The 12,884-nt window shown below is 70.1% G+C and carries 11 protein-coding genes and 1 tRNA gene; 8 read left to right on the forward strand and 4 right to left on the reverse strand.

Annotated features, from left to right (window positions below; all coding sequences use genetic code 11):
* Positions 1-364 precede the first annotated feature (364 nt).
* Positions 365-556 carry a helix-turn-helix transcriptional regulator gene (locus tag AOK08_RS34135; protein WP_107101120.1) on the forward strand — a complete coding sequence of 64 codons (192 nt, stop codon included), beginning with the start codon at positions 365-367 and terminating at the stop codon, positions 554-556.
* A 61-nt stretch (positions 557-617) separates the two neighbouring features.
* Positions 618-2,027, forward strand: a complete 1,410-nt coding sequence (locus AOK08_RS34140) for a tyrosine-type recombinase/integrase (RefSeq protein WP_055533227.1) — start codon at positions 618-620, stop codon at positions 2,025-2,027.
* Positions 2,028-2,169: 142 nt separating this feature from the next.
* Here AOK08_RS34140 and AOK08_RS34145 read toward each other — a convergent pair.
* Together AOK08_RS34145 and AOK08_RS34150 are read right to left on the reverse strand one after the other, a co-directional pair.
* Positions 2,170-2,256 (reverse strand) — tRNA-Ser (locus AOK08_RS34145).
* A gap of 64 nt (positions 2,257-2,320) precedes the next feature.
* Entirely contained in the window at positions 2,321-3,811 is a 1,491-nt protein-coding gene (locus AOK08_RS34150) for a S1C family serine protease (RefSeq protein ID WP_055533229.1), read from the reverse strand.
* Positions 3,812-4,098: 287 nt separating this feature from the next.
* Between AOK08_RS34150 and AOK08_RS34155 the strand changes: the two genes are divergently transcribed.
* The 3 genes from AOK08_RS34155 (at position 4,099) to AOK08_RS34165 (ending at position 7,108) form a co-directional block, all read left to right on the forward strand.
* Positions 4,099-4,908, forward strand: a complete 810-nt coding sequence (locus AOK08_RS34155; protein ID WP_055533230.1) for a glycerophosphodiester phosphodiesterase — start codon at positions 4,099-4,101, stop codon at positions 4,906-4,908.
* A gap of 221 nt (positions 4,909-5,129) precedes the next feature.
* Positions 5,130-5,768 (forward strand): ATP-binding protein, encoded by a 639-nt coding sequence (locus AOK08_RS34160; RefSeq protein WP_107101121.1) that lies wholly within the window; start codon positions 5,130-5,132, stop codon positions 5,766-5,768.
* 374 nt (positions 5,769-6,142) lie between these two features.
* Positions 6,143-7,108, forward strand: a complete 966-nt coding sequence (locus tag AOK08_RS34165; protein WP_055533234.1) for a DUF5926 family protein — start codon at positions 6,143-6,145, stop codon at positions 7,106-7,108.
* Positions 7,109-7,340: 232 nt separating this feature from the next.
* Here AOK08_RS34165 and AOK08_RS34170 read toward each other — a convergent pair whose 3' ends face one another.
* Positions 7,341-7,997 (reverse strand): hypothetical protein, encoded by a 657-nt coding sequence (locus AOK08_RS34170; protein WP_055533236.1) that lies wholly within the window; start codon positions 7,995-7,997, stop codon positions 7,341-7,343.
* Between the two features lie 56 nt (positions 7,998-8,053).
* Positions 8,054-8,728 carry a bifunctional DNA primase/polymerase gene (locus tag AOK08_RS34175; protein ID WP_055533239.1) on the reverse strand — a complete coding sequence of 225 codons (675 nt, stop codon included), beginning with the start codon at positions 8,726-8,728 and terminating at the stop codon, positions 8,054-8,056.
* 612 nt (positions 8,729-9,340) lie between these two features.
* Here AOK08_RS34175 and AOK08_RS34180 point away from each other — a divergent pair.
* From AOK08_RS34180 to AOK08_RS34190, 3 genes are all read left to right on the forward strand, one after another.
* On the forward strand, positions 9,341-10,765 hold the full coding sequence (locus AOK08_RS34180) for a PP2C family protein-serine/threonine phosphatase (protein ID WP_079054435.1): 1,425 nt from the start codon (positions 9,341-9,343) through the stop codon (positions 10,763-10,765).
* A gap of 88 nt (positions 10,766-10,853) precedes the next feature.
* Positions 10,854-12,332, forward strand: coding sequence for an aminopeptidase P family protein (locus tag AOK08_RS34185; protein ID WP_055533243.1), 1,479 nt, complete (start codon positions 10,854-10,856; stop codon positions 12,330-12,332).
* Positions 12,333-12,420: 88 nt separating this feature from the next.
* The coding region (locus AOK08_RS34190) for a GntR family transcriptional regulator (protein WP_157876909.1) at positions 12,421-12,884 on the forward strand (464 nt) is incomplete at its 3' end.

Raw genomic sequence — 12,884 nt, forward strand, 5'->3', positions numbered from 1 at the left:
GGACGCGGTGGCCGGCCACCGTCCCCGCGCTACGAGACCCACCCCCGCATCGCCCGGGGCATCTGACACAACCCGCTGAGCGCTGACAGAACTGCCAGAACCCCCCGAGCAAGCCGCTGACCTGCACGAATGACCATGATCACGGTTTCGACAGAACCGAGTTAAAACTCGACAGAACCTCCCACCCACGGGTTGCAGGTTCTGTGACAGAACCGCGCCCACCGAGGTTCTGTCAGGTTTTAATTCGGTTCTGTCAAAGATCACGAACCCGCCGAAACCGCAGGTCAGAGGCCTAGCGGCGAGGTTCTGTCAGTTCTGTCAGCGGATTCCCGGTTCCCACAGGACGTGAGAAGGAGTCCCCACCGTGGCCCGCCCCGAAAAGCTCAAGCTCGCTGAAGTCCTCAAAGAGATCAAGATGAGCCGCGCGGCGTTCTACCGCATGCGCGCCCGTGGCCAAGCCCCCCGCACCCACACGCTCCCCAACGGCCAACTCCGCGTCAAGCGCACAGACCTGGACGCCTGGTGGGAGAAATGCGGAGACCGCACCGCAGCCTGACCCAACCCCGCACATCAGCCAAGGGCCCGCCGAACGGCGGGCCCTTCTCCGTGGGAGTCGCATGCTCACGTACGACGTAGATTTCTGGTCCATCCGCAAGCGATCCGGACGCCCGAAGCCCTTTGAGGTGCGGTGGTTTGTCGGTGGTCGCTCCCACTCAAAGAGCTTCAAGCTCAAGACGCAGGCCGAAGGCCGCCTCTCCGAACTCATGACCGCGCTGCGGGAACGCGACCAGTTCGACCAGGAAACCGGTCTGCCGGCACGTGAGTTGGCAGCCCTCAACTCGCCCACCTGGTACGAGCACGCAACCGTGTACGCGCTCATGAAATGGCCGCGCGCCGCCGCCAAGCATCGGGCCGGCATCGCCGAATCGCTCGCCGTCGTGGTCCCCGCTCTCGTCACGACGAACCGGGGTGCTCCGAAGGCCAAGACGTTGCGGGCGGCCCTCTACCAGTGGACGTTCCGCGCGGTACCGGGCGCTGATGGTGAGCTGATCGCTCGCCATGTCGCCGAGGAACCCCCGGAGGACATCCGCGCCGCTCTGTCGTGGCTCTCCGAGCACTCCATGAAGGTGAACGCCCTGGAGAACCCGGAGTTGCTCCGTCCCGCCCTGGACGCACTCTCACGGCGTATGGACGGCCGCAAGGCGGCTGAGAACACCCTGCGGCGCAAGCTCATGGTCCTGAGCAACTTCCTGAGGTACACCGTGGAGGAGAAGGGACTCCTGTCCACCAACCCCCTCCAACGCGTGGACTGGTCGCCCCCCGAGACCGACGACGAGATCGACTTCCGGTACGTCCCCGGGCCCGCGCAGGCTCGCGCGCTGATCGACGCCGTACGTACCGCCGGACCCCGTGGCGAGCACATGGCAGCGTTCTTCGGGTGCCTGTACTACGCCGCGATGCGCCCCGGGGAGATCGCGTCGTTGAAGCGCTCGAATTGCACATTGCCCCCGGACACCGAGGAAACCGCCGACCAGTGGGGAGAGTTGCTGTTCGGGGAGAGTCGCCCCGAAGTTGGCGGCGGCTGGACGGATGACGGACTGTCGTACGAGTCGAGGGGGCTCAAGCGTCGGGCCCGCAAGGCGACGCGATCCGTGCCGATCCCGCCGGCCCTGGTGAAGATGCTCCGTGACCACATCGCCACGTACGGCACCGCGCCGGACGGTCGACTCTTCCGAGCGGCGAGAGGCAGTCGCGTGCGGTCCACCGAGTACTGCGATCTGTGGAGCGCCGCCCGGGTCAAGGCGCTCACCGAGCAGGAGGCGGAGTCGCCGCTCGCCGACGTGCCGTACTCGCTGCGGCACGCCGGTGTCTCGCTGTGGATCAAATCGGGGGTGGACCCCGCAGAGGTCGCGGCGCGGGCAGGACACAGCATCGCGGTGCTCTACCGCTTCTACGCCAAGATCCTCAAGGGCGATCAGGGCCGCTCAAACCAACTGATCGCCAAGGGTCTGGCCGACGACGAGTAGCCCGGTTCCTGGCCCGCATATGGCCCGTACGCACTGGTCAAAGGTGGGACACAGGCGAGACAGGGTGAGACAGGGTGAACACAGAAGGGGTGCCACATCGGAGGGTGGCACCCCTTCTGACCTGCAACGCATATGACCTGCGCGGAAGCGGTGAGATTCGAACTCACGGTGACATCGCTGCCACGACGGTTTTCAAGACCGTTCCCTTAGGCCGCTCGGGCACGCTTCCCCGCGCCGGGCTTGATCGGCTCGGCGCGGAACAAGAGTAACGGGTCCCCACGCGCGCGTGTGGGTCAGTTGTCGCCCACTCGGGAGCCCAGGGTCAGTTCGACCGTCTTTGACTTGCCGTCGCGTTCGTAGGTGAGCTGGACCTTGTCGCCGGGCTTGTGGGTCCAGATCTCGCCGATCAGGGTCGGGCCGCTGTCGATCACGTGGTCGTCGAGCCTGGTGATGACGTCACCGGGCTTCAGGCCCGCCGCGGCCGCCGGACCACCCGCCTCGACGGGCTCCGGGGTCTGCGTGCTCTTGTCGCTGATCTGCGCGCCGCCCGTGCTGTCGGGCCCGGTGCCGACCGACGCGCCGATCCTCGCGTAGACCGGCTTGCCCGTCTTGATCAGTTGCTGCGCGACGTACTTGGCCTGGTTGATCGGGATGGCGAAGCCCAGGCCGATCGAGCCGGACTGGCCGGTGCCCAGGCCCCCGCTGTTGGAGGACTGGATCGCCGAGTTGATGCCGATGACATTCCCCGCCGCGTCGAGCAGCGGGCCACCGGAGTTGCCCGGGTTGATCGACGCGTCCGTCTGCAGGGCGCTCATGTAGGAGGCCTTGCTGCTGGCGCTGCCGTCGCTGGAGGCCACCGGGCGGTTCTTGGCGCTGATGATGCCCGTGGTCACCGTGTTGGACAGGCCGAAGGGGGCGCCGATCGCGATCGTCGAGTCGCCCACGGCCACCCTGTCGGAGTCACCGAGGGTGAGCGGCTGGAGGTCCGACGGGGCGTTCTTGAGCTTGATGACCGCCACGTCGTAGCCCTGCGCGTGGCCGACGATCTCGGCGTCGTACTTCTTGCCGTTGGGGAAGGTGGCCGTCAGCTTGCCGCCGTCGACCGCGTCCGCGACGACGTGGTTGTTGGTGACGATGTGGCCCTGGGTGTCGAAGACGAAGCCCGTGCCCGTACCGCCCTCGCCGCTGGTGCTCTCGGCCTCGATGGTGACCGTGCTCGGCAGGGCCCTGGCGGCGACGCCCGCGACCGTGCTCGCGTCCCGCTTCAGGTCGCCGCCGGCCTGCTGCGCGGCGGAGACCGTCGTCGACGTGGTGGAGTCGTCGTGGTCCTTGGCGAGGGTGTAGCCGACGCCGCCGCCCAGGCCGCCCGCGACCAGCGCGGCCACCAGCACCGCGGCGAACAGCCCGCCGCGCCCGGACTTCGGCTTCGGCTGCTGGTCGTACGCGGCGCCCCAGGGGGTACCTGTGCCTGCGCCGCCCGCGCCTGCGCCTGCGCCGTACATGTACGCCGGTGTCGCCGGCGGCTGGGGCGGCGGCCAGGCGCCCGCCTCGGGGCCCGGCCCGGCACCCGGTCGTCCCGCCTCCGGCGCTCCCGCCGACGCGTACGCCGGTGCCTGGCCCGCGTACGCCGGTGCCGGCTCCGGTGCGCCCGGGGGCACCGGCGGGAACGGAGTCGTCGGGGCCTCGGGCGCGGTGGCCTGCGGGGAGGCAGCAGGAGATTCCACCGGCACGGGAGGTGCGGACGGGGCCGGGGGTACCGCAGTGCCCTCGTTCTCGGTGCTCACAGCTCTGTCTCCTCGATCCACGGCTGTCCTTCTCGGTCGCACTCGGTCACATCCGATGACACGTGCGCGTACCTGTTCGTACGGCCGCGGTCGGTGCGTGATTCAGCTGTGCGTGTCCTTTTGTATGCCGTCAGCTTTTCCCACGGGCCGTCAGGGCACCATAAGCGGTGCCTGTGGGTCCGGGGTCTTTCTTTATATCCGACAATTCACATAAGCATGTGTAGCTGTTACGCGCGCGGGATGCCCACCGCACCACAACCGCCATCCGACGGTGGCACCATGACGCCGTGACCCACGCACGACAGCACCCGATCCAGGTCGTCGCCCACAGAGGAGCCTCGGAGGAGGCACCCGAGCACACACTGGCCGCCTACAAGAAGGCGATCGAAGCCGGCGCCGACGCCCTGGAGTGCGACATCCGGCTGACCGCGGACGGCCATCTCGTCTGCGTCCACGACCGGCGCGTCAACCGTACGTCCAACGGCCGCGGCGCGGTCTCCGCCCTGGAGCTCGCCGATCTCGCCGCCCTGGACTTCGGTTCCTGGCGCAACCGCGACGAGGCCCCCGACTGGGAGCACCGCCCGGAGGACCGCGAGGACACCTCCGTACTCACCCTGGAGCGGCTGCTCGAACTCGTCGCCGACGCCGGGAGGCCGGTGGAGCTGGCCATCGAGACCAAGCACCCCACGCGCTGGGCCGGCCAGGTCGAGGAGCGGCTCCTGTTCCTGCTCAAGCGGTTCGGGCTGGACGCCCCGGAGTCCCCGGACGATTCACGGGTACGGGTCATGAGCTTCTCGGCGCGCTCGCTGCACCGGGTCCGGGCCCAGTCGCCGACGCTGCCGACGGTCTATCTGAACCAGTTCCTCTCGCCGCGGCTGCGCGACGGCCGGCTGCCCGCCGGGGTCCGGATCGCCGGCCCCTCGATCCGGATCGTGCGCAGTCACCCGGCGTACATCGAGCGGCTGAAACGCGCCGGACACCAGGTGCACGTCTGGACCGTGAACGAGCCCGAGGACGTCGACCTCTGTGTCGGCCTCGGCATCGACGCCATCATCACCAACCGCCCGGGTCCGGTCCTGCGGCAACTGGGCCGCTGACCGGCCGCGCTCCCACGACAAACTCCAAAAACCCCGGAAATCCCGGTCGCGGGCGGGCTCTTACCCGACTCCGACCGGACTCCGACCGCCGGTTGCCGCCGGGACTCTTGACCTGGCGGCCTCCGGTGCGCAAACCTCCACCTTCGGCCATATCGTCGAAATCCAGCCACCCGGTTACAGGGAGTGCACCGGCGCGTTCGATACGTGTTCGATCATCACGAGTGCGTCACCGAAGGCGGAAGCGGCGGTTTCCGGTACAGGCCAATGGGGCATTCACACCGTGGCGTGGGGCAAAGGAGGTCTCGGGGGTGGCGTTGGTGGTGGCACAGGAGGTGCCCACGTCGTCGAGCATGGCCGTTCCCCATGGCCCTGCGGGCGTGGGGAAAGCAAGACATCGGATGCGCGATCAGTTGCGTGTGGGCGGTGTGCCGGAATCGGTCATCGACGACGCGGTACTGATCCTGTCCGAGCTCTTGAGCAACGCATGCAGACACGGTCGGCCACTGGGCGAGGCCCTGGCCGGCGACGGCGACGTCCGGGCCGCCTGGCGCGTGGACGGCGGCGGCAGACTCATCGTCGAGGTGACGGACGGCGGCGGTCCGACCCGCCCGGTTCCGGCGACCCCCTCGGTGACGGCGCACGGCGGTCGCGGGCTGAACATCATCACGGCGCTGGCCGACGACTGGGGCGTCCGCGACGACACCTACGGCGAGGTCACGGTCTGGGTCGTCGTCAACGACGACGTCCACGACCGGGACGCCGGCCACCGGCGCACCGACTTCGCCACCCGCATCACGGCCCGCTCGATGTCCGCGATACCCGAGCTGGACTTCGCGGACGCGTTCGACGACATGGACTGAACGGGCGGCATGGACTGAACACATGGGCTGAGCACATGGGCTGACCCAATGGGCTGACCCAATGGGCTGACCCAATGGGCTGACCCAATGGGCTGATCCCATGGACTGACCCCCATGCCCTGACCCCATGTTCCGACGGCGTACTCCGGCGGCCGGACATGTCCCCGGGCCCGGACGCCGGCGTACGGTCCGGGTCCACAGGTCCTCCGTCGGCGTACGGTCCGTGTCCACAGGTCCTCCGTCGGCGTACGGTCCGTTGTCCACAGGTCCGGCCCACGGCATACGGTTCGTTGTCCACAGGGTCCCGTCGGCCGTCGTACGAGCGGCTAGGCTCGCGCCAGTACGAGACGAGCCGTAACCGGGAGACACCCACGATGGCCAAGAAGCGACCCCAGACGAAGGCCTCGCGGCCTCAGCCGTCCGACCGGGAGATCCCGGTTGTCGGCGCCCGCGAACCCTGCCCCTGCAACAGCGGCCGGCGGTACAAGGCCTGCCACGGCCGGGCCGCCGCGCACGCGGTGACCGAACTGGTGCACAGGCCCTTCGAGGGCCTGGCCGGCGAGGGCGACTGGGTGGCCCTGCGCGAGCTGGTCCCCGCCGCCACCGTCGAGCTGACCCTGAAGGACGGCCTGCCCGAGGGCGTTCCCTCGGTCACGCTCGCGACGGTCCTGCCGATGGCCTGGCCCGCGCTGCGCCGCGACGACGGCTCGGTGCTGCTCGGTCTGCAGAACGACACGGCGTCCGGCGACATCAGCCGCGACCTCGCCGACACCCTCCAGCGAGCGCTCACCGCGGAACCCGGTACGCCCGTCCAGGGCCGCCGCGCCCCGGCCGAGGGCCCGCGGCTGCAGGACCTGCTCGACCCCGAGGGCGCCTTCGAGCCAGTTGTGCACACGGGCTTCGAGTTCTGGGTTCCGGACGCGGAGAACGCCACCGCGGACGTCACCGCGTCCCTGGAGCGGGCGAACGACGCGGCCATCCCGACCGTGAAGCTGACGGGCGTCGACGCCGCGTACTGGTGCGAGACCCCGGACAAGAACCACCTGCGCTGGGTGATGCCGCACGGCGAGGAGCAGTTGCTCGACGCCCTCGCGCGGTTGCACGCGGCCGGGCAGTCCAGCCTGGGCGAGGGCACCCGCCTGGTGGGATCCTTCCGGGCGCACGGCCTCACCGTCCCGGTGTGGGACCTGCCGACCGGCGTCACCGCGGACGACGTCGAGAAGCCCGCCGCCGAGTTCGCCGACCGTCTCGCCACCGCGCTGGCCGCCGACACCCCGCTCACCCCGGAGGAGCGCCGCGCCCGCGGCGGCCTCACCAACCGGCAGGTCACACTCAGCTGACGCACAGTCGGATCCGTCCGCTTCGCGGGGGGTGACTCCGGTCACAACTCCCCCTGAGAACAGCGGAATCGGTGTCCGAATAGCCGAGATCGAATTTGCGAACCGCCGATCTCTTGTTAGCGTTGCGGTAGCCCGGTTGCTGGTGCATCCCCCGTCGCCAGCAACCGGGTCTTTCTCTGCCCGGATTTCCCACGCGTTGTGCACGGCGTTCTTTACGAAACCGCCCCGCGCGTCAACTCCCCTCGGGTGCCCCGGAGTTGCTCCCCGAGCGCAGCAGCAGCGGACCTTGTCCGGCCGCCGTCTCTTCCCCGGTCGAATTTCCCGCCGAATTCCCCGCAGCCGCGAACTCCGCGACCGCTGTGTAAGCCGCCGGCTCGCCCGCCGTGCGCTCCCTGGGCGTCTCGCACACCCCCGGCTCGTCCTCCGCGCCCACCGCGCACCGCAGTTGCACGGTGCGGGCACCGGGCCCCATGAGGCTCAGTACGGACGTGAGCGCGTGGCCGGTCGCGTTGCGGTAGTAGGTGCGCGCCCAGGTCTCCTCCCCCTGCGAGAGGACACAGGTCTGCGCCTCGATGCCGTCGGGGGAGGTGAGTTCGGGACCGCAGCGGGCGGCCGTGGCGAGCCCCAGGCCCAGCAGCAGCGGGGAGCCGGTGGGATCAGTGGAATCCGTCGGATCGGTGGGACCGGTGGAATCCATGGAGTCGGCGGGGGCGTCGGCGGCCTCTCGCGCCTTGCCGTCGCCGGGGCCCTCCCGGGGGCTGTCCTGCGGTGTCAGGGAAAGGAGGGCGGCGCGGTCCGCGTCGCCCACGGGCCCCGCGGAGGCCACGGCCAGCGGCAGCGCGACCGTGAGCGCCACGATGCCCGAGAGCGCGAGCAGACGGAGGTTCATGGAGGTGAAGATAACGACAGGGGACGGGCGCCCGGCTGCCCGCGCGCCCGACACCCCTACAACTCGGGCGCGCTCACACCCGTACGAGTGAGGGCCTCGACCACGGCGTCCACCACGGCCTCGACATCGGGTACCCAGGGGGAGGCCGAGCCGGGCAGCGGTGCGCGCTCCCAGCGGATCCCGCCCTGGCCCGTCTCGGACGGGGGCAGTGCGATGTAGCCGCCCTCGCTGTGGAAGCGGAGGGAGCCGGGGACGAAGTCCTTCGCGTACAGCAGTTCGCCCAGCTGTTCCATCGTGTACGGCTTCACGAGCAGCGACCAGCGGGTGGGCGCCGCGACGACCGGACCCAGGCGCATGCCCTTGCGGTCCAGCGCCTTGAGGGCGCGGGCCGCGGCCGGGGCCGGCAGGCTCACCGCGCACGGAGCCTCGCCGCCGGTGGCGAGGATGACGGGAGCCGTCGGCCGGTTCGTCCACCACCAGCGCACCATGCGCTCGTCGGTGGTGGCCGCGAGCAGACCGGGGTCGAACGGGTGAGCGCCGGGGACCGTGCACTCCGGATCCGGGCAGCCGCAGCGGGCGCGCCCCTGTGGATCCGGTGCCACGCCCGGGAGTACGGGCCACTGCCATTCCGTCGCGAACGTCAGCGCCGCGCCGAGCATCTCAGGCTTCCCGCCGTCACGCCGGGACAGGAGCCTGCGTCGCCTTCCGAGCCTTCCGAGGATCTCGCGCATGAGCGCTCGTTCCTTTCCGTTGCACGCCTGGCAACACCGTGGGCCACATCACACCATGTGCAGATCACTTCACTGTGCGTATCTTCTGGCGCATCCCAACCGGTGGGAGGCAAGGGGCAGCCCCCTTGTTGTGCGCCGAGCGCCGAGCGTTGGCTACGTCCGCGTCCATACTGCGATTTTCAAAAGCATGGGCATGGCGCGGGGTGGCGGAGTCTGGCGTTTTGCCGTCCCGCGTGTTCTCTCCGCCTCCGCCAAGGGAGGATGGGGCACGGTCGTCGGTGGATAGGACGCCCGGGTCCGTCGCCAGGTTCCGGGCGGTTCCACAACCACCCCTGGTCTTCACCGAGAACGTACCCATCGAGACCGCTGTGACGCTCCGTCGAACCAGGCCAGTCGACCTCAATAACCCGCTACCCGAGTCAGTTTTAGGCCAACTTTGCTTTTCCGCAAGGGGACCCCGGCGAACTCATGGACACCAGGAATACCGGCAGGACAATGCTGGACATCCCCTCACGAGTGCGTGTACATGTGGAGACACTGCTAGCGGCGCAGAATCACATGGGGGTTTGCGATGCTATTGAGCAATAAGCACCGGTCGAAAGGCCGGACGCCATGAACGCCCCTCACCTCCCGAAAGTGGCTGGAATCGATGCCACGGTCCCCTCGCCCGCACAGACTGTCGCGCCCGCGCCCGTAACCCCTGACACCACGGACACCCCGGCGGACACACCCGCCCCGGCCTGCCCGAACGGCCCCGGCATCCTCCTTCAGGACCGCCTCGCCGGCTGGGTGTCCGACCTCACAACGCTGCACGAGCTCACCGAACGGCTGGCGCGCACGTCGGTACTCGCCGAAGCGCTCCAGGAGCTGCTGAGCGCCGGAGCCGCCCTCGTGGGCGCCCGGCGCGGTCTCGTCGTCCTGGAACCCGGTGACGGTCTGGGTCCCGACACCACCATCGGCCTCGGGCTGGCCCGCGCCGACCTCGGGCACATCGAGACGATCCCGCGCGGCGCGATGCCGTACGGGCGGTTTCTCGACACCGCCGCCGATCAGCCCGGCCGTGAGAGCGAGATCACACACCCGGACCTCCTCGCCGAGGACGGTCTCGACCCCCGCCACCGTGAGGTGGCCGCCCGCCTCGGCTACGCGGCGAGCTACGCGCTCCCCCTGACCACCGAGTCCGCGGACCGCCTGGGCGCGGCCGTCTGGCTGTACGACGAACCCGCGGAGCCGGTCGAGCGGCAGCGGCACCTCGCCGGCCTGTACACGCGGTTCGCGGCCGAGCACCTGGCGCGGCTGGTCGAGGTGGAGCGCACGCGCGCGTGCGTGCGCACGATCTCCGAGGAGCTGCTGCCCGCCCGGCTGCCCCGGACGGCCGGCGTCCAGCTCGCCGCCCGGCACCGCACCGGCCCGCGCGGCGGCGGCGACTGGTACGACGCGCTGCCGCTCCCGGACGCGGCCCTGGGCCTGGCCGTGGGCGCGGTGACCGGCTCCGGGCCCAGCGCGATCGCCGCCATGGGCCGCCTGCGGGCCTCCCTGCGCGCGTACGCCGTGATGGAGGGCGAGGACCCGGTGGCGGTCCTCTCCGACCTGGAGCTGCTGCTGCGGCTCACCGAGCCCGCCCGCTGCGCCACCGCCCTGTTCGCCTACTGCGAGCCCGCGCTGCGCAAGGTCACGCTGGCCGGTGCCGGGCACTGTCCGCCCCTGGTGATCGGCGAGCGGCGCACGGAGTTCGTGGAGACCACCGTGTCGGCGCCGCTCGGGATGCTCGCCTGCTGGGAGGCGCCCAGCGTGGAGTTCCGTACCGAACCCGGAGAGACGGTTCTGCTCTACACCGACGGGCTGCTGCACCGTACCGGCGACCCCGTGGACCGGGCCTTCTCCCGGCTGCACGCGGCGGCGGCGGGCGTGCCGAGGCAGCTCCGGGACGATCCGGGCGCGATCGCGGACCACGTCCTGCGGAGCATGCTGCCGGACGAGCTGGACGCGTCGGACGGTCAGGAGGACGTCGTACTGCTGTCGGCGCGGTTCGAGTGACCGGCCGGTCCTTCTTCGCGCTTCGCGCCCCTGGGCCCCGTTCCGTACGACCGTACGATGGACGGGGTCCAGTGCCGTATCGAGGAGGATGACCGTGGCGGACGAGCTCATTCCGGTGACCCCGGAGACCGAGACCGAGCCCGAGCCCGAAGAGCCGATCAAGCCGCGGAAGAACGGCCTGTACCCGGGCGTCTCCGACGAGCTTGCCGAGAACATGAAGTCCGGCTGGGCCGACACCGAGCTGACTGATCTGGAGCCCGTCGCGCAGGCCGGTCACACCGCCGCCCGCCGTGCCGCGCTCTCCGCGCGCTTCCCTGGCGAGCGGCTGGTGATCCCCTCGGGCGGTCTGAAGACCCGTTCGAACGACACGGAGTACCCCTTCCGTGCCTCGGTCGAGTACGCCTATCTGACCGGCAACCAGACGGAGGACGGCGTCCTCGTCCTGGAGCCGGTCGCCGACGGTCACAAGGCGACGATCCATCTCCTTCCGCGCTCCGACCGCGAGAACGGTGAGTTCTGGCTCTCGGGCCACGGTGAGCTGTGGGTCGGCCGCAGGCACTCGCTCACCGAGGCCGAACAGGTGTACGGCATTCCGGCCTCGGACGTCCGTGAGCTGGCGGATGCGTTGCGCGAGGCGACCGGTCCGGTGCGGGTCGTACGCGGGTACGACGCCGGTATCGAGGCGGCGCTCACCGACAAGGTCACCGCCGAGCGCGACGAGGAACTGCGGGTCTTCCTCTCCGAGGCGCGACTGGTCAAGGACGAGTTCGAGATCGGCGAGCTGCAGAAGGCCGTCGACTCGACGGTGCGCGGGTTCGAGGACGTGGTCCGCGTCCTCGACAAGGCCGAGGCGACCAGCGAGCGGTACATCGAAGGGACGTTCTTCCTCCGCGCGCGGGTCGAGGGCAACGACGTCGGCTACGGCTCCATCTGCGCGGCCGGTCCGCACGCCACCACGCTGCACTGGGTGCGCAACGACGGGGCCGTGCGCTCCGGTGAACTGCTGCTGCTGGACGCGGGCGTCGAGACGCACACGTACTACACGGCCGACGTCACGCGGACGCTGCCGATCAACGGCACGTACACCGAGATCCAGAAGAAGATCTACGACGCGGTGTACGACGCCCAGGAGGCCGGGATCGCCGCGGTCCAGCCCGGTGGCAAGTACCGGGACTTCCACGACGCGGCGCAGCGGGTGCTGGCCGAGCGGATCGTGGAGTGGGGACTTGTCGAGGGACCCGTGGAGCGGGTGCTGGAGCTGGGGTTGCAGCGGCGGTGGACGCTGCACGGCACCGGGCACATGCTCGGCATGGACGTTCACGACTGTGCGGCTGCGCGCGTCGAGTCGTATGTGGATGGGGTTCTGGAGCCTGGCATGGTGCTTACCGTTGAGCCCGGGCTGTACTTCCAGGCCGATGATCTGACCGTGCCTGTGGAGTATCGGGGGATCGGGGTTCGGATCGAGGACGACATCCTGGTTACGGAGGACGGGAACCGGAACCTTTCCGCTGGGCTTCCTCGTCGCTCCGATGAAGTCGAGGCGTGGATGGCGCGGCTTACGGGTTGAGTTTCGACTGCGGGTGAGTCGTGGCTGGTCGCGCCCACGCGGCGGTAGCCGCAAATTCAACACAGCCCCGCGCCCCTAGGGGGTTGGTGTGGACCTCTATCTGGAAGCCGACCTTTCCGACGGGCGCCGTGCGGGGCTTGAGCGGGCCCTTCGGGATGCCGTTCGGGACGGGCGGCTCGCGCCCGGGGCCCCGCTGCCCGCCACTCGGCGGCTTGCCGAGCAGCTCGGGGTTTCGCGGGGGACCGTGAAGGCGGCCTACGACCAGTTGGTCGCCGAGGGGTATCTGACCGCTCGGCAGGGGGCGGGCACGCAGGTTGCCCCGCTGCCCGTCTTGGACGCCGAACCGCCGGAGGCACACGCACGCGCGCGTGTGCCCCGGTTCGATCTGCGGCCCGGGAGTCCGGACGTCGGGACGTTCCCGGCGGACGCCTGGTCGCGGGCGCTGCGCCGGGCCGTCGCCTCGGCGCCCTCCCTGGCGTACGACTACGGCGATCCGCGCGGGCGGACCGAGCTGCGGACGGCGCTGTCGGACTACCTCGGGCGCGCCCGAGG

The sequence above is a fragment of the Streptomyces graminilatus genome, from assembly GCF_001418565.1.
GTDB classification, from domain to species: domain Bacteria; phylum Actinomycetota; class Actinomycetes; order Streptomycetales; family Streptomycetaceae; genus Streptomyces; species Streptomyces graminilatus.